The organism is Segatella copri (genome assembly GCF_019249765.2).
In the GTDB taxonomy this organism is placed as follows: domain Bacteria; phylum Bacteroidota; class Bacteroidia; order Bacteroidales; family Bacteroidaceae; genus Prevotella; species Prevotella copri_K.
This window is the reverse complement of the sequence record NZ_CP152484.1, coordinates 2,133,968-2,152,032: the sequence shown is the minus strand read 5'-3', so window position 1 is coordinate 2,152,032 and position 18,065 is coordinate 2,133,968. Positions and strand designations below refer to the sequence as shown.

14 protein-coding genes and 1 riboswitch are annotated in these 18,065 nt (G+C 45.9%); of the genes, 9 read left to right on the top strand and 5 right to left on the bottom strand.

The window, feature by feature from the left end; genetic code table 11:
- Nucleotides 1-173: 173 nt before the first annotated feature.
- Together KUA46_RS09375 and KUA46_RS09370 are read left to right on the top strand one after the other, a co-directional pair.
- Nucleotides 174-2,828: a SusC/RagA family TonB-linked outer membrane protein gene (locus KUA46_RS09375; protein ID WP_218487535.1), complete on the top strand. Its 2,655-nt coding sequence runs from the start codon at nucleotides 174-176 to the stop codon at nucleotides 2,826-2,828.
- 12 nt (nucleotides 2,829-2,840) lie between these two features.
- Nucleotides 2,841-4,523 carry a RagB/SusD family nutrient uptake outer membrane protein gene (locus KUA46_RS09370; protein ID WP_153137882.1) on the top strand — a complete coding sequence of 561 codons (1,683 nt, stop codon included), beginning with the start codon at nucleotides 2,841-2,843 and terminating at the stop codon, nucleotides 4,521-4,523.
- Between the two features lie 180 nt (nucleotides 4,524-4,703).
- Here KUA46_RS09370 and KUA46_RS09365 read toward each other — a convergent pair whose 3' ends face one another.
- Nucleotides 4,704-5,306: a hypothetical protein gene (locus KUA46_RS09365; protein ID WP_006846405.1), complete on the bottom strand. Its 603-nt coding sequence runs from the start codon at nucleotides 5,304-5,306 to the stop codon at nucleotides 4,704-4,706.
- Nucleotides 5,307-5,339: 33 nt separating this feature from the next.
- Entirely contained in the window at nucleotides 5,340-5,615 is a 276-nt protein-coding gene (locus KUA46_RS09360) for a hypothetical protein (protein ID WP_022121591.1), read from the bottom strand.
- A gap of 234 nt (nucleotides 5,616-5,849) precedes the next feature.
- Between KUA46_RS09360 and KUA46_RS09355 the strand changes: the two genes are divergently transcribed.
- The 5 genes from KUA46_RS09355 (at nucleotide 5,850) to KUA46_RS09335 (ending at nucleotide 12,976) form a co-directional block, all read left to right on the top strand.
- The gene (locus KUA46_RS09355) at nucleotides 5,850-7,007 is read left to right on the top strand and encodes a glycerate kinase family protein (protein WP_218487524.1); all 1,158 of its coding nucleotides are present in this window, start codon (nucleotides 5,850-5,852) and stop codon (nucleotides 7,005-7,007) included.
- Nucleotides 7,008-7,058: 51 nt separating this feature from the next.
- Nucleotides 7,059-7,697 (top strand): HAD family hydrolase, encoded by a 639-nt coding sequence (locus tag KUA46_RS09350; RefSeq protein WP_218487525.1) that lies wholly within the window; start codon nucleotides 7,059-7,061, stop codon nucleotides 7,695-7,697.
- Nucleotides 7,698-7,818: 121 nt separating this feature from the next.
- Nucleotides 7,819-8,001, top strand: a riboswitch (cobalamin riboswitch).
- A 75-nt stretch (nucleotides 8,002-8,076) separates the two neighbouring features.
- The gene (locus KUA46_RS09345; protein WP_218487526.1) at nucleotides 8,077-10,068 is read left to right on the top strand and encodes a TonB-dependent receptor; all 1,992 of its coding nucleotides are present in this window, start codon (nucleotides 8,077-8,079) and stop codon (nucleotides 10,066-10,068) included.
- A 5-nt stretch (nucleotides 10,069-10,073) separates the two neighbouring features.
- Entirely contained in the window at nucleotides 10,074-12,134 is a 2,061-nt protein-coding gene (locus tag KUA46_RS09340; protein WP_218487527.1) for a YncE family protein, read from the top strand.
- Nucleotides 12,135-12,172: 38 nt separating this feature from the next.
- Nucleotides 12,173-12,976, top strand: coding sequence for a DUF4465 domain-containing protein (locus tag KUA46_RS09335; RefSeq protein ID WP_218487528.1), 804 nt, complete (start codon nucleotides 12,173-12,175; stop codon nucleotides 12,974-12,976).
- Between the two features lie 564 nt (nucleotides 12,977-13,540).
- Here KUA46_RS09335 and ettA read toward each other — a convergent pair.
- A complete protein-coding gene (ettA, locus tag KUA46_RS09330) occupies nucleotides 13,541-15,238 on the bottom strand; it encodes an energy-dependent translational throttle protein EttA (protein WP_006847047.1) in 1,698 nt (565 codons plus the stop codon).
- 182 nt (nucleotides 15,239-15,420) lie between these two features.
- Here ettA and KUA46_RS09325 point away from each other — a divergent pair, with 182 nt between their 5' ends.
- A complete protein-coding gene (locus tag KUA46_RS09325) occupies nucleotides 15,421-16,074 on the top strand; it encodes an MgtC/SapB family protein (protein ID WP_218487529.1) in 654 nt (217 codons plus the stop codon).
- Nucleotides 16,075-16,132: 58 nt separating this feature from the next.
- Here KUA46_RS09325 and KUA46_RS09320 read toward each other — a convergent pair whose 3' ends face one another.
- Nucleotides 16,133-16,858: a class I SAM-dependent methyltransferase gene (locus tag KUA46_RS09320; RefSeq protein WP_218487530.1), complete on the bottom strand. Its 726-nt coding sequence runs from the start codon at nucleotides 16,856-16,858 to the stop codon at nucleotides 16,133-16,135.
- Nucleotides 16,859-16,895: 37 nt separating this feature from the next.
- The gene (locus KUA46_RS09315; RefSeq protein WP_218487531.1) at nucleotides 16,896-17,585 is read right to left on the bottom strand and encodes a DUF4476 domain-containing protein; all 690 of its coding nucleotides are present in this window, start codon (nucleotides 17,583-17,585) and stop codon (nucleotides 16,896-16,898) included.
- A 36-nt stretch (nucleotides 17,586-17,621) separates the two neighbouring features.
- Here KUA46_RS09315 and KUA46_RS09310 point away from each other — a divergent pair, with 36 nt between their 5' ends.
- Nucleotides 17,622-17,789, top strand: coding sequence for a hypothetical protein (locus KUA46_RS09310; RefSeq protein WP_218487532.1), 168 nt, complete (start codon nucleotides 17,622-17,624; stop codon nucleotides 17,787-17,789).
- Nucleotides 17,790-18,065: the final 276 nt, after the last annotated feature.

Genomic DNA, 18,065 nt, shown 5'->3' with positions numbered 1-18,065 from the left:
CACCAACTAAATAATTCCAAGAAGCTTGTTTTTTTTGAAGTTTTTTCAAGAAAACGTACTTTGAATCACTCTTTTTTATTATATTTGCAATCGAAAATCGATTTGAACCTTGACTAAACGATGAAATAGTTATGGAACAGAAGTTAAAAACCATATTTTATGCGATGGGTGCGATGATTCTTGCACCCCAAACCCTCTGTGCTCAGTCTGTGAACATCGAAGGCTTAGATTCCTTGCGCTTATCAGGTTCGGTGAGTGTAGTGGAGCCTGAACTTCTGAAGAAGGGTGTGCTCAATAATGCCCTGGATGCCTTGAGCGGACAGACGGCAGGTGTTAACGTCACTACCAATGGTCTTGACCGTATTGCTATGTTGAACTCCGTCCGGGTTCGCGGTACAACTTCTATCATGGGCGGCAATGATCCTCTGGTGATTATTGATGGTGTTACTTCTGATGTGGCGACGCTTGCTACAATCTATCCCGCCGATATAGAGAGCTTTACAGTACTGAAGAATGCCAGCGAAACGGCACTCTATGGTTCCCGTGGTGCTTCGGGCGTTATCCAGGTAAAGACCAAGAAGGGTACGGGTAAGGGATTTCAGATTTCTTACGAGGGAAACTATGGTATAGAGGCGATGTACAAAAGTATGGAGATGCTCAATGCCGCCGAATACATAGCTGCTGCACAGAAGTATGGGCTGGAGTATAACAATAAGGGATATGATACCAATTTCCGCAAGGCGATTACCCGAACCGGAAATATCCAGAACCATTATCTGGCCTTCAGCGGTGGCACTCCGCAGAGCAACTACCGCGCTTCTTTTGGCTATATCGACCATAACACGATTATTCGGAGCAAGGGCTATCGTAATCTGGTGGCTAAGATTGATGTCACCCAGAAGGCGTTTGGCGATAAACTGACGGGAGATTTCGGCGTGTTCGGTTCGTCTTTCAAGAACAATGATATCTTCGACAGTCAGGCGCTTTTCTATTCTGCCGATGCCATGAATCCTACTTATCCTTATGATAAGCTGAACGGCAGTTGGGTGAAGAATGGGGCTGCATCTCAGGTGAATCCTCCCGCTGCCTTGCTCAAGGAGCGTAATGATACGAAGAACATGAACTTCAATGCTCATCTGAAGTTGAACTATGATATGACAAATTCTCTGAGTGTTTCTGCCTTCGGAGCATATAGTTATGCTTCCAACGAGAACAACCAGTTCTGTCCTACCTGGGTTTGGGCGCAGGGCAATCTCTATCGTGGGGAGTTCAAGAGCGAGGACTGGCTTGCCAATGTATCGTTTAACTATCAGCATTCGTGGGGAATCCACAATCTGAAGGCAATGGTGGGTGCAGAATATCAGAAGGATATCCGAACGGGATTCTGGACTTCTGCGAAGGGAATCACCAACAACGACATGTATTACCATAACATAGGTGCTGCTGCATCACGGCCTTTCGGTGGGACAGACAGCAACTACGAAGATCCGACCCTGGCTTCTGTGATGGGCAATATCGACTACACCTTATATAATAAGTATAGTCTTTCGGTTTCCATGCGTGGCGACGGTTCTTCGATGGTGGGCAATGACCATACCTGGGGTTTCTTCCCATCCGTCTCTCTTTCCTGGGATATGAAGCAGGAGAAATGGCTCCGTTCTCTCAAGGAAATTACCATGCTGAAACTGCGTACGGGCTATGGACGCTCAGGTAATCTTGGCGGAATATCTTCTTATACCACTTTGAATACGGTGCGGCAGAATGGTATTGTTTCGGTGAACAGTTCTCCTACGGTTACGATGGGAATGATTAGCAATAACAATCCTGATCTGAAGTGGGAAACCCGCGCTACCTGGAATATCGGAGCTGATTTGGGATTGTGGAACAACAGGCTGGTTTTGACGGCAGAATATTACTATTCCAAGACCACCGACATGCTCTATGCCTATGATGTGCCGATTCCGCCTTTTGCCTATGATAAACTGTTGGCAAACCTGGGTTCTATGAGCAACCAGGGTTTGGAGGTCGGCGTTTCCTTCACTCCTATCCAGAAGAAGGACATGGAACTGAATATCAATATGAATCTCTCCTGGCAGAAGAACAAACTCCTCTCGCTGAGTGGTGAATATGACGGAATGCAGATGTCGGCAGCCGATATTACTGCGATGGGTGCCTTGTCGGGTGCCGGTCAGCATGGTGGTTACAACAATGTGGTCTATCAGATAGTTGGTCAGCCTTTGGGGGTATTCTATCTTCCTCATTGCAAGGGGATTATAGAAGATGGAAATGGGCATTACCGCTATGATATCGAAGATTTGGACAAAAACGGAACCGTAGATTTGAGTGATGGCGGTGACAGATATATTGCCGGTCAGGCTACTCCTAAGGTAACGTTGGGTTCCAATATCAGTTTCCGTTATCGTGACTGGTATCTTTCGTTGCAGATGAACGGAGCCTTCGGACATAAGATATTCAATGGTACGGGTTTAGCCTACACCAATATGTCGAGTTTCCCGGATTATAATGTGCTGAAGGGAGCTCCTGAGAAGAATATCGTTGACCAGAATGTTTCTGATTATTGGTTGGAGAAGGGCGATTATCTCAACTTTGAGAATCTCACGCTGGGCTATGATATCCCTATCCGAAAGGGCGTGGTGCAGTCGCTCAGAGTTTCGGCGAGTGTCAACAATCTTGCCACCATCAGCAGTTACAGCGGCTTGACTCCGATGATTAACAGCTACGTGGTGAACAGTACGATGGGTATTGATGATAAGCGGACTTATCCTGTTTACAGAACCTTCTCATTGGGTTTAAGTGTTCAATTCTAAAATCAGAAAGTTATGAAACGATATAGATTTTTATTTCTGCTGCTGGCGGCATTGTCTATGACATCCTGCCTGGACGAACATCCTAAGGATCAGTTGGACGAGGATGCCATCTATGGCTCTGCATCTGATATTTATATCAATGCCGTGGCTTCTCTCTATAATTATATAGGTGGAGCTAACGAGAGTGAGGGCATCCAGGGCACCTGCCGTGGCATTTACGATTATAATACGCTGACCACCGATGAGGCGATGATTCCGATTCGAGGCGGCGACTGGTATGATGGTGGCCTCTGGAATGCCATGTACCAGCATCGGTGGAGTGCCGATGACCAGTCTCTTTATGATACGTGGAAGTACCTTTATAAGGTTATCGTGCTGGCTAATAAGTCTTTGGATATTATCAGCAACAAGTCGGCCCTGCTTTCTGCCGCACAGCAGGAGGAATATCGGGCTGAGATAAGAGCCATCCGGGCTATGTTCTATTACTATGCTATGGACATGTTCGGTCGGGTTCCATTGGTCCTTTCCAGTGCAGAACAGCTTCATTCCAGCCTGTTCCAAGGTCAGACAGATCGCAGTTCTATCTTCCAGTTTGTCTTTCAGGAGTTGCAGCAGGTATTGCCTTCACTTCCCGACCAGCACAGCAATAAGGAAGGCAATTATTATGGTCGCATCACCCAGCCGGTAGTCAACTTTCTGTTGGCGAAATTGGCTTTGAATGCAGAAATCTATATGTATGATGACTGGACCCAGGGTTATGCGAGCCGTCCGAAGGGAAGTGACATTCATTTCTCTGTGCCGGCTTCTGATGCCTCTTTGCGTAATGGCGATAAGGTGGAGTGTAGGAAGTTGAATGCCTGGGAAACCTGCATTTATTATTGTGATAAACTGGCAGAAGAAGGCTATGTCCTGGAGTCGGATGATTCATTCAATTTCTCTACGCATAATGAGACATCGAAGGAGAACATCTTCACGATTCCGATGGATAAGAATATCTATACCAACCAGTTCCATTATCTCTTCCGCTCTTACCATTATACGCATGGCGGTGCCTTGGGCTGGGGAAGTGAGAATGGTACCTGTGCCACGATTTCTACGATGAAAGCCAATCATTATGGCGAGGATGATGAAGATGCCCGTTGCAAGATGAACTTTGTGGCGGGAGTGGTAAAGGTAGATGGTCATGAACTGCTGATGGATAATGGAAAGCCGTTGGAGTATCAGCCTTTTGAAGTGGCTCAAAACCTGACCAACAGTAAGTTTGTCAAGACGGCTGGAGCGAGAATGGCGAAGTATGAGGTGGATAGAACCTCTTATATGGATGGCAAGTTGCAGAGTAACGACCTAGTTCTTTTCCGCTATGCAGATGCTTTATTGATGAAGGCAGAGGCAAAGGTCCGAAACGGAGAGAATGGTGATGAGGAGTTGAATAGGATTCGTGCCCGTGTGGGAATGCCTTACCGTAAGGCTACGCTCGATAACATTCTGGAAGAGCGGTTGCTGGAGTTGGTATGGGAAGGATGGCGTCGTCAGGATCTCATCCGCTTCGGCAAATTCACCGGTGCCTACGATCTCCGTACGCCTCTTCAGGGTGAATCCTCCGGCTACACCACCGTCTTCCCGATTCCTCAGAAATGCATCGATTTAAATTCTGAATTGGTACAGAATAAGGGATATGTCAATATTTTGAAGTAAAGAAACTTGAATAGTGTATATGAAAAGAGAAAAGCTCGCCAGGACTTTGAGGGTCTTGGTGAGCTTTTCTCGTTTTTATTTCCCGAATCTGGAAGTATCTACTTCTTCATGCTGCTTGGCCTTGTAGCCGCCGAAACGATAGGTGAGGCCTATGATTCTGCCAAAGTACATGTCCGCTTCCTATCCATCAACAAGCGCATCGAATGCCTCTTTGAAGTATTTGTCGAACCACTCGGCTGGGTGATCTGTTATCTGATGCTTGCCTGATTTCTCGATGTGAATGGCAACAATGTCGCCAAAATCGGAAGTGCCATCAATGAAAAGAATGTTTTCAAAAAGTGGTAGAGAGGCTCTTACTCGTTTGATGCCTTCCGTGAAGTTATATTCTATCACGTCTTGGTTTACATTATGACCGCCCATTGTGTATCTTTGGATAACACGAGATAGAGAATCTTCTTTCGAGGATAAGCCGAAAAAGATGAGGCTGATTTTATAACCTGCATCTTTAAAATCCTGAACAAGATTGACTGGCAAATCTGTAGAGAAGTTCGTTTCGAAAGCAAAATTCTTGTTTTGTGAAATGGCTTCTTCTTTTTCTTTCATCAATGAAGAGATAACAGTTCCATCTATCCATCGCTCTATCCAATCAGGATGTTCGTTTCGAAGAGACATTGCTAGAAGGTCTCCGTCAAAAGCTTTTACTGTAGAATAAAATATTCCAAGCCTACTTTTGCTAGCTCCATTTGGACCGGCTATAATTGTAAATTCAGGTCTTCTTTTCATAATCTTAATAGAAAAAGAGGTGTTACGAAGTAATTAATGGAGTAAGTAACTCATTTTCCCCTTTCCTGGAGCTGCAACTTGTTTTATGATAGTATATTCGCGTGTCGCAAAATCAAGAGTTGCTTCTACATCGCTTCCATCAGGATTAGCAAGATAGGTTTTTCCGTTTTCAAAATACGGCACGGAAATGCCTTTCGCCCACGCTTCCAGGTAGATTCGTTCCACCTCATCGTGTACGGCATTATTGGTTTCCCGAATCGTCTTGCCATTCGAGAGTCGCCAACCTTCTATTTCTTCATATTTGCACATAAGCCTTTAACCTTTAGAAAACCTTTGAAAAATCTACTGCAAAAATACGAGGAATCTTTTTAATAGCCAAATGTTTTAACCTCTTTTTTCTATCAGCTCTTATCTGAAGCATCAGTTTTTGAAAGTTTTTCCAAAAAAGGTTTGTGGTTTCAAGAATAATGGCTAATTTTGCGGGCTGAAAGGGGAATCGCTTGATAGGCGATGATTCTTGGAATGATATAATATAAATAGGATATGGATAGGAAAAATGATGGCCTCAGACTGATGGATGGGGCTGGATATAAGAAGATAATAATAGCTTGTGACTCTTATAAGGGTTGCCTTTCGAGCAGAGAGGTAAATGAGGCGATTGCTTCGGGATTAAAGGAATGGAATGCGGATGATGCTTCTCCCGAAATAAAGAAATTGTCTCCTGATGCTGCTTCTGAAATGAAGAAATTGGATTCAGATGATGCTTCTCCCGAAATTATTACCCTGGAAATGAGTGATGGGGGAGAGGGTATGCTCGATGCTTTCCTCTCGGCGATGAAGGGAGAGCGAGTGAAGATTCATACCCATGATGCGCTGATGAGATGGATTGAGGCGGAATACGGAATCGTGGATGATACGGCGATTATCGAGATTGCGCAGACTGCAGGACTGGCTCTGATTGAGCCTGAACAGCGCAACCCGATGAAGGCTACTTCCTGGGGCGTGGGCGAGATGATTATGAATGCTTATCGCCGGGGCGTGCGACGTTTCATCGTGGGCTTGGGCGGCAGCGCCACATCCGATTGCGGCATTGGGATGCTTAAGGCGATGGGCGACGACTGGAAGAAAATCCGACAGGAATGCAGCTTTGTGCTGGCTTCTGATGTTACCAATCCGCTCTGTGGCGAAAATGGGGCGGCTCACGTCTTTGCGCCTCAGAAGGGAGCTGATGCTAAGATGGTGCAGATGTTGGATGATAGGGCAAGGAAGTTTGCCGAGGTAAGCGCCAAGCATTTTGGATATGATAGGAGTGAGGTTCCTGGGGCTGGTGCGGCCGGAGGACTGGGTTATGCATTCCTGCAATATTTCAATGCAGAGGCTCGTCCAGGGGCTGAACTGCTTTTAGAGAAAATAGAGGTTGATGTGCTCATTCAGGATGCTGATCTCGTGATTACGGGCGAAGGTCATAGTGACCGTCAGACCTTGATGGGGAAACTGCCGCAAAGGATTCTGGAGCATGTTACCAATCAGAAAATATGGCTAGTATCGGGCGGTGTTAGCGATAGAAAGGCTATGCTGGATGCAGGATTTGATAGAGTTGTTCAGGTTACTCCTGAAGAAATGCCATTGGATGAGGCGATGAAGCCAGAAGTGGCTCGTAATAACATAATAAAGGCAATTCGTGAGCAATTTGCTTTGTAGTTTCAGTTATAATCTGTACCTTTGTGACCGTTTTCAAATAAGGTAAGAATAATGAAGTATATAATTTTTGATTTTGATGGAACCATCGGCGATTCGCAGAGTCTCATAGTGAAGACCCTGCAGGATACGATGCGTGCAAGAAAGCTGGAAGTGAAATCGGAGGAGGCTTGTGCCAAGACCATCGGGCTTCGATTGGATGAGGCCTTCGTTTCGCTCTTTGATATGAGTGATGAGGAAGGGATGGAGTGTGCTGCTACTTATCGGGAGATATTCCTGGAAAACAAGCAAACGATGATCGTAAAGCCGTTTCCTCATGTGATAGAAACGCTCAGGGAGTTGCATCATCGCGGATTTGTGTTGGGAATGGCAAGTAGCAGAAACCATTGCTCGTTGGATGGATATGTGAAACAGATGCAGTTGGAGGATATTTTCTCTTCCATTGTGGCGGGCGATGATGTGGAGCATGCGAAGCCAGCACCCGATATGGTCTTCAAGGCATTGAAGGAGATGAAGGGAACGGCAGATGAAACCCTTGTAGTGGGCGATATGACCTTCGATGTAGATATGGCGCATCATGCCGGCTGCAAGGCCTGTGCCGTGACTTATGGCAACGGAACCCGCCAACAGCTCGCCTCTGCCGAATGGATCATCGATGATTTAGCAGAACTCCTGGAAATCGTAAAAGAATAAACTGAACTCTGAATAAAAAGATAATTTTATCCTTGCTGGAATAAAAAAGCGGATAAAGTTATCTTTTTATTCATTTTTTTATAGTACCTTTGCACCCGCAATTGGTTCGCTGCCACCTTCTGCCGCCTTAGGCAGGACTGGTGCGTAGTGATTAAAAGGGAATCGGGTGAGAAGCCCGGACAGTCCCGCTGCTGTAAGCGTCTTATTGCGGCAAGCATCATGGTCACTGACATTTTTCGGGAAGACCGCTTGCCATGAGTTTGAGGACGCAAGTCAGAAGACCTGCCGTTGCCATCTCTACCATCAGGAAGTGATGGAGGATGAAATCATTGAGCCTCGTGGGTTAGGCTTTTGAATGAAGATAAAAACATAATAGTAGATGAAAAGATTGTTTGCAATAGCCATGCTGGGTGTTGTTGCAAGGTCTGCCTTTGCCAATGGCGAAACGCAGGACTCTGTACAAGTGCATCACATCCAAGAGGTTGTGGTTACCTCACGATTGATATCCAGGGAAACTATTCCATCACAGACATTGGGAGGTGAGGAACTCAAAAAGTTGAATTCCTTGTCGGTGGCCGATGCCTTGCGTTATTTCTCGGGCCTGCAGCTCAAGGATTATGGAGGCGTGGGTGGCATCAAGACAGTCAACATTCGCAGTATGGGTACCAATCACTTGGGTATCTTCTATGACGGCATCGAACTGGGCAATGCACAGAATGGGCAGATAGACTTGGGGCAGTTCTCGCTCGACAATGTGGAGGAGATTTCGCTCTACAACGGTCAGCGTAGTGCCATCTTCCAACCAGCGAGCGACTTTGGTAATGCTGGCTCCGTCTATATCCGTACCAAGGCTCCCCGCTTCATAATGGGCAGGCGATACAACTTGTTGGTGATGGCTAAGTATGGGTCGAGCGATACCTTCCGGTTTTCATCGCTTTGGGAGCAGAAACTCTCCGATCATATATCTTCCTCGTTAAGTACAGGTGTGCTGACGTCGAGCGGACGCTATAAGTTTCGTTATAGGCGAGTGACAGAAGACAATACGGTGGCTTATGATACCACCGCCGTGCGCCACAATGGTGACATTTGGGCTTTCCGTATCGAGGAAAACGTGAGGGGAGGCATTGCCGATGGATATTGGAACGTGAAGGCGTACACCTACCACTCGGAAAGGGGAATACCTGGCGCCATCGTCAACAATGTGTGGCGAAGAGGCGAACGCCAGTGGGACCACAATACCTTTGGACAGGCTGTATTCCAAAAGTCATTTGGTGACAAATTCTCTACCAAGGCATTGGCTAAGTATGCCTATTATGTGACGCGCTATGTCAATAATGATGAGACGCAGATACATGTAGACAATACCTATCGTCAGCAGGAGATGTATTTCTCCACTTCGAATGTCTATGAGATATTGCCAAAGTGGAGTGTCTCAATGAGCTATGACTTCAAGTGGAACAAGTTGAATGCCAATATGGTGGACTTTGCTTTCCCTCATCGTTACTCCAACTTCGTGTCGTTAGCCACGGCATTGACGCTGTCACGCATCCAGGCACAAGCCTCGTTGGTGGAGCAGGTGGTCAAGGACCATGTGAAGTATGGGGCGTCATCGTCATCTCGCAGCACACTGACGCCAGCATTCTTTGTAAATGTCTATCCGTTCGAATCCAAGTTGCTGGCAGTGAAGGCCTTCGCTAAGAAAAGCTTCCGCATGCCGACCTTCAACGACCTCTACTATGCAGATATGGGTAACAGTAAGTTGAATCCAGAGTCGGCGTTGCAATATGACCTGGGATTTGTGCTGAACAAGGATTGGAAGCAAGGCATCGTCGACCATTTCCGCTTACAGGTGGATGGCTATTACAATACGGTGCACGACAAAATTGTGGCTTATCCTAAGGGGCAGCAGTTCCGTTGGACGATGCTCAACTTGGGCAAGGTACACATCAAGGGCGTCGATGCCATGGCTGAAGTGGGACTGGAACCAGCCAAGGGTTGGAAAGTTACGGCCCGCTTGCAGTACACTTATCAGGATGCTCGCGACGTGACCGATTCCAATACCTCTTATTATAAGGACCAGATACCTTATATCCCATGGCACAGTGGGTCTGCTATCTTGGGCTTGTCATGGCGAGAGTTGGACTTGGCGTATAGCTTCATCTATTCCGGTGAACGTTATTCGCAGCAAGAGAACATCCTCTACAACCATCTCCAGCCCTGGTATACGCACGACATGAGCGTGGCTTATCATGCAAGGAAATGGTCGGCAAGACTGGATGTCAACAACATCTTCAGTCAGGATTATGACGTGATACTTAACTATCCGATGCCGAAGCGCAATTATATGCTGACATTGGAATATAACTTTTGAAATAAATGAAGGATAAGATATATCATCAACCCAATCTGGCAAAGTCTTGGTTCTTAGCCTTGCTTTGTTTTCTGGCTCTATGTATGCAGTCGTGTCGGGATAGCGACACCGTCATCTCATCTGAGCCTGAGGATACAGGCAGTAAGGCAGAGAAGGGCGATGTCATGGGACTCTACTTGCTCAACCAGGGCAATATGGGCAGCAACAAGGCTACCCTCGATTTCCTGGATTTGTCGGGCGATAATAGTGAAAACGTCATTTATCATCGCAACATCTACTCTGAACGCAATCCTAACGAGATTAAGGAACTGGGTGATGTTGGCAATGATATCAAGATATATGGCTCCAAACTGTGGATGGTCATCAACTGCTCCAATAAGGTAGAGGTGGCAGATGCTTATACTTGCAAAAAAGTAGCGAAGATAGACATCCCCAACTGTCGATACCTTGCCTTTGATGAGGGATTTGCCTATGTGAGTGCCTATGTGGCTCCTGTGAATATGCGCCAGGATGCCGAAGTGGGAGCTGTTTATAAGGTGGACACGCTGACCATGAAGGTAGTGGACAAGGTGACGGTGGGCTATCAGCCCGATGAATTGGCTGTTGTGCATGGCAAACTGTATGTTGCCAACAGTGGCGGTTATCGCAATCCCAACTACGATCGTACGGTGAGCGTCATCGACCTCAAGACCTTTAAGGAGGAGCGGAAGATTGATGTGGCAATCAACTTGCATCGCTGTCGTGCCGATAAGTATGGGCAGCTATGGGTGAGTTCCCGAGGCGACTACAAGGAGGTGCCTTCACGATTGTATTGGCTCAAGCCTAATGCTGCAGGGCAGATGGAAAAGGGAGGTGAACTGGAAGTGCCGGTCTCCAACATGTGTATCGTGGGCGATTCACTATATTATATAGGTGTGCAGTGGAATGAAACTTCAAAGAAAAATTCGATAGAGTATGGTATCGTGAATGTCAGCCAACACAAGGTAATTGCTCATTCCTTGTCTAGTGCTCCGGAGATACAATCCATCGAGATGCCATACGGCATCATCGTCAATCCTCAGAAGAAAGATTTCTATCTGATGGATGCTAAGAATTACGTGTCAAGTGGTGAGTTGTTGCACTTCAAGGCGGATGGCACCTTCGATTGGCGAGTGTGGACGGGCGATATTCCGGCAGAGGCAGCGTTTGTTTATCGCAAACCTCAGTTGCCATCGTCGGATCCGAGCCAACCAGCCGAGAAGTATAGCAAGTATATCTTGGCGGTGGATGAGTATGTGCCGGCTCCAGGACAATTCGTCAATACGATGCCTCAATATGAGGAGGGTGACGATGCTAAGGAGATGGCAAGAAAATGTACAGAAACCATCGGTGGAGACAAGGGCGGTTTGGTGAGTCTGGGTGCCTATGGTGGTTACATCACCTTTCATTTCGATCATTCTATAGCGAATGTGAAAGGTGAGAAAGACCTTTACATCAAGGGCAATGCTTTCAAGGACAATAGCGAGCCTGGCATCGTGATGGTATCGCAGGATGTGAATGGCAATGGTTTGCCCGACGATCCTTGGTATGAACTTTCCGGCAGTGCTGATGTTGACAGTGTGGGCAAGGTGGTATATGGCTATGAGATAACCTATACCAAAGATGCCATGCAAGATATTCCATGGACAGACAATCAGGGAAGGAGTGGAGTTGTTAATCGCAACACTTTTCATGCCCAGGAATATTTCCCTTTGTGGTTGTCAAGTCCATTACGCTTCGAGGGTACCCTTTTGCCGCGTAATGGCCATGATACCAGCGGCAATGGAACCCATTGGGTTTGTGATGCCTTCCGGTATGGATATGTTGACAATGTGAGCAATAGTGACATCGATGGATGTAGTTTCGATATCTCTTGGGCGGTAGATAAAAATCGAAAGCCAGTGGCGCTCGACCACATCGACTTCGTGAGAGTGTATAGCGCACAGAATCAAATGTGTGGTTGGCTAGGTGAAACTTCCACAGAGGTGAGTGGGGCTGAGGACCTGCATCTCCAAAAGTCAATCAGTGCCAAGAGTAGAAAGAGTTAATAAATAATAAGATAATTTTAGTAATAAACAAAACAACAATGATGAAAAAGTATTTTTATTTGTTGGCACTTGTGTGTGCCACTAGTTTCTTCACAGCATGTAGTGACGACGACGATGACAACACTCCTAAGTATGAGACCATCACTTTCGAGGGTAGTAACTGGAATGCATTGATAGATAATCCTCAGTATGGTGGAAAGATGCTCTATGGAGAGAGTGGTAAGGGTTTCACTGAAGATAATAGAGTTTATGAGTGGACTGATGCTACAACTTCTTTGCATTCAAAGATAAATGGTGCAGATTATGGTAAGGGTATGTCTTGGGCTTATTGGAATGGCGGTGCAGCTGTTTCTAACTATCACAGTACCATTGATGAAGGTACATTTAATACACAGCTTTCTATTCCTGCAGATCTTGCAGCTCACTCTGGCAGCAACTTCTTGATGATTTATGGTTCAATAGATGGATATAATGCTCCTGTTCTTGACTTCAAGGATGGTAAGGCTCATACCATGAAAGGACTTTGGATTACCAATGGTACCTACTTCCTCAATGTGATGGCTAATGGCGATGGCCTCTGTACAAAGGCAATAAGTTCTACCCAAATCTCTGTCGTGTTCGAAGGCTTCAAGGCTGATGGTACTACATCTACAGGTACAGTTAAGTACACTGTTCAGGATGGTACAAACTCTTTGAAGAGCTGGCAGTATGTTGATCTCTCTTCTCTTGGCGAGATTAGCAGCTTGAAGGTAAACTATGAGGCTTCAGAAGATATGAAGGGGCAGTATGGTTATAATGCGCCTGCTTATATAGCTGTAGATGACGTAGAAATCTATAAGTAAATCTGATATAGCGATAGTTTCTTATGAAAACGGCTGTATAGAAACAAAAAAGGTGTGTCTTAAGGCAAAGACACACCTTTTCTTTTTGTTTTTGCGTCAAAGAATTGCCATATTGATAGGTTATCTCTTTGATTACGAATGCATTATGGGTATGGCAATTCTCTGTTCTTCGGTTCTATCTGCCATCTATTGCCATAAAAACCAGCGAAATATAGGTGTTTTAGAGGGATTTTGGGGTGAAAACTAAGAAAGCATTGAGCAAAAATCCTTTTTTTCGCTTCAATGCTTGGCTTTTTCATTTGTTTTTTTGCAATTTAACTGACGACATAGAAGAAATTACGTCCCGACGTAGCATCTGATACGTCCCGACGTAATAATCATTATGTCGCGACGTACAGCCAGATACGTCGCGACGCAGTTTCCTGAACGTCCTGATTGCATCTGGTAAAGCTTTTGAAAACGGCTACATAGAAACAAAAAAGGTGTGTCTTAAGGCAAAGACACACCTTTTCTTTTGTTTTTTATTGTTTCAGAGCCGAGTTCTTCTTTATCTTTTTCGAATCTTTATTCCTCCATCAACTTGCGGTAGCGACCCTTCTTGATCTCTGTATCGCCAAGGCGGCGCGCCTTGTTGATTTCATACTCAGAATAGCTGCCCTCGAAGAAGAAGACCTCACCATTGCCCTCGAAGGCAAGAATGTGGGTACAGATACGGTCGAGGAACCAGCGGTCGTGGCTGATAACCACCGCACAACCGGCAAATGCCTCCAAACCTTCCTCCAATGCACGCAGCGTGTTCACGTCGATATCGTTGGTTGGCTCATCGAGGAGCAAAACATTACCCTCCTGCTTCAATGCCAATGCCAACTGCAGACGGTTACGCTCACCACCCGAGAGAACACTGCAGAGCTTGCTCTGGTCGGTGCCCGAGAAGTTGAAGCGGCTGATGTAAGCACGCGCATTCACATCTCTGCCACCCAGACGCAAGGTTTCGTTGCCCTGGGAAATCACCTCGTAAACAGTCTTCTGTGGGTCGATGTCCTTGTGCTGCTGGTCAACATAAGCCAGCTTCACGGTCTCACCCACCTCGAATGTGCCGCCATCTGCCTGATCCAAGCCCATGATGAGGCGGAAGAGGGTAGTCTTGCCGGCTCCGTTAGGACCAATCACACCTACGATGCCGTTAGGAGGAAGCATGAAGTTGAGGTCGTTGAAGAGAACCTTTTCGCCGAACGCCTTCTTTACATGCTGAGCCTCGATAACCTTGTTACCCAGACGAGGACCGTTAGGGATGAAGATTTCCAGCTTCTCCTCGCGCTCCTTCTGCTCCTGATTGAGCATCTGCTCGTAAGAATTCAGACGAGCCTTACCCTTAGCCTGACGGGCCTTAGGCGCCATGCGAACCCATTCCAACTCGCGCTCCAATGTCTTGCGGCGCTTAGAGGCAGTCTTCTCCTCCTGAATCATTCGCTTGGTCTTCTGGTCGAGCCAAGAAGAGTAGTTGCCCTTCCATGGAATACCCTCGCCACGGTCCAATTCCAGAATCCACTCGCTCACGTCGTCGAGGAAGTAGCGGTCGTGGGTTACGGCGATTACGGTACCCTCATACTGCTGCAGGTGCTGCTCCAGCCAGTCGATGCTCTCAGCATCCAGGTGGTTGGTAGGCTCATCGAGCAGGAGTACATCCGGCTTCTGCAAGAGCAGGCGGCAGAGAGCCACGCGGCGGCGCTCACCACCCGAGAGATTGGTTACAGGCCAATCACCAGGAGGACAGTGCAGGGCAGCCATCGCACGCTCCAGCTTGGAGTCGATGTTCCAGGCATCGGTTGCATCAATGATATCCTGCACCTCAGCCTGACGCTGCATCAGCTTGTCCATCTTATCAGGGTCTCCGTAATATTCTTCGAGACCGAATTTATTGTTGATGTCCTCGTATTCTGCGAGTGCATCATAGATTTTCTGCACACCCTCCATCACGTTTTCCTTCACGGTCTTGTTCTCGTCGAGCGGAGGATCCTGAGGCAAGTAGCCCACAGAGTAGCCTGGGCTCCAAACCACCTCACCCTGGGTAGGTTGCTCAAGTCCTGCGATGATTTTCATCAACGTAGATTTACCGGCACCGTTCAAACCGATGATACCGATTTTTGCTCCGTAGAAGAACGATAGGTAGATGTTCTTCAGAATCTGTTTCTGGTTTTGTGGGATAATCTTAGATACGCCCACCATTGAGAAGATGATCTTCTTGTCGTCAACTGTTGCCATGTATATAAATAAATGTGTATTTGTGAATAAATTGCCGAAATTGGCACTAACAGTTGCAAAGATACATTATTTTTTTGAAATTCTCGCCTTTCTTTCAAAGAAAAGTTGTATATTTGCATTGATAACATCAAATAGAGGCATTTTGTAATGCTTCTTTCATCTTTTAAAAAGAAAGGATATTTATGGATGCAACCTATATAGACCTGACTGTTCGCCTGTCTCTAGCTCTCATTTTGGGAGGAGCGATAGGCATCGAAAGAGAATACCGTGCCAAGGAGGCGGGGTTCCGAACTCACTTTCTGGTAGCCCTGGGTAGTGCACTTTTCTGTGTTGTTTCCCAGTATGGATTTGGCTTTGATCTGAAAGATTCCTCGCGCGTTGCTGCCCAAGTGGTTTCGGGTATCGGATTCCTGGGCGCCGGTACCATCATCTTCCAGAAGAATGTGGTCAGGGGGTTGACTACGGCTGCTGGTTTGTGGGTGACGGCAGCTATCGGATTGGCTTGCGGAACGGGTATGTATGTGGCTGCAGCTATTACTACGATGATGGTGTTGATGGGACTGGAGGTGCTGAATTATCTGATACCGCAGTTGGGAACCTCTACCATCGAACTGAATTTCTCTGCTCCATCAAGGGACAGCGTGAAGGAATTCATCAGTAAAATCAAGCTGAAAGGTATGGAAGTTCATTCTTACGAACTGAAAGAACGGAGATTTTCTAAGGAAGAATTTGTGGAGGCGAGCATTGAAATAAAAGCCAAACGGGGGTTCCATACGCTGGAGATTCTGGATTATATGAATGATTTCTCGGACGTTACGATTTCGACGATTAAATAGAAAGAAAAGATAAAAAGGAGTTAAGACCATCATCTTAACTCCTTTTATCTTTATATGCTTAGAAAATCCTAGCCAGATAGTCGTAATGTTCGCCTTCTGCCACGAGTTCGCCATGCAGACCGCAGGTTTCGGCGATGGATTTGAGCAATGGGAAATCTACGTAGAGCCAGTCGAAACAGTCTCCCTTAATGTCTTTGTAAATCATCTGATAATCCACTTCACCATAGTAGGCACCATTCAGATTGATGTCGAAACTTCCGTCTTCATTCTCGTAGATATATTTGAGGTCGGAGGAATCGATAAGAATCTGTCCGCCCTTGTTGAGCAAAGCCTTGAGACGGTTGAAGAGGGTAGGGAGATGTTCTATCTTTCCGGCGATACCCGTTCCGTTCATCAGGAGGAGGATAGTATCGAACCCTGTTACCAGATGTTCATCGAAAAGATTGATGCATTCCGCATCCTTTACTCCTCTCAGTTCCATCGCTTCGCAGCTCAGAGGAGAAATATCAATGGCTTTTACCTCCAAGCCCTTCTCCTGCAAGGCGAGCGTATGGCAGCCGCTGCCGGCTCCGATATCCAGTACACGCCCTTTTGTGAGTTGCAAGGCCTTCTGCTCCAGCATCGGCATCTCCTCAACTTTTCTGAAGAGATGTTTCACCGGCATTTCGTCCTCTTCGAACATAGAAGAGAGCACACGTAATCTTCCTGCTCTTCCCGATTTCTGATAATCAAGGATAGCGGCACCCATCGGGTCTTTGTCTTTTGATAATATCTTTGTATTCATTTATTTTGCAATTTTTGAGTGCAAAATTAATGCTTTTTCATTGAATATGCAAGTTTTGAGGAGATATTCTGCTGCTTCTTAATATTTCTCCTACCTTTTGCTTTTCGCTTTCAAAACTGAATTGCTGATAGATGATACTGGCATTCTGCAAATCTATGATATGGGGAGCCATCAGTTTGAGGGCTTTCATCTTGCTGTCACCAAAAGTGAATATATTCATCATGCTGACGGCTTGGGCACAAGAATAGTAACAGCCGAGGCTAGCTACTTCTATCAGATCGAACTTGTTGTCATCAAAGCTTGCCTTCTTCACCTTATTATATAGTTTGGTGAAGGAAGCATCATCGAGACAATAGCCGTAATCCATTCTGCCATCTGGATCACATCTTCCATCGTAGAGGGGTGGAGTTGGGTGTGGCTGCTGTACATTCGACGTCTGGCTGTTGGGTTCTATGATTCTTGTATCGTACTGCACAACCTTTCCGTTTCTGTCGAAGAAGACCGTGATGTACTTGGAATCTCCAAACAGATTATTATATTTGGCATATTCCCATTTGTCCCCATATATATTGAAACTGGTGATCTTAGGCTCTCCCAAGATGGCAATCACTTCTTGTTTGGTCATTCCGCGCTCTACGTTTCTTTTTCCTTTAGCCGAAGCCGAGAGGCAAACGGCAAACATCAATATGGTTGTGGCGATGAGCGCCATTACTTCATTTCTTTTCATAAGCGATACTGTTTTTATAAGTTATTATATTGTTTTATGGTTGCAAAAGTACAGCTTTCTTTTGAAATAAAAAGAGAAGGATTCCCTAAAGTAGAAGGGAAAATCCCTATTTCCGATTTTGGTTATTTGTTTCACTTTTCGGGAATGGCTGTGATTATAAAAAGAGATTATCATTTACTGCTAAAGCCTAATATGCCTGAATAAACGCACCGAGACGACTGGGTAAGTAACGAAAGGCGTTTAATCAGATTCAATGAACTAATATATTAAGTATACGAAGCCTGTTTCTAGAAGATTCCTACTGCAGTCAGCAGCTCTGCTGAGCCTAGTCAGCAGGTCTGCTGAGCCTAGTGGCAACCCTCTTTAGTTGTACGACTATACCCTCTTTAGTTGTACAACTATATACCCTTTAGTTGTACGACTATATACCCTTTAGTTGTACGACTATATACCCTTTAGTTGTACGACTATATACCTTTT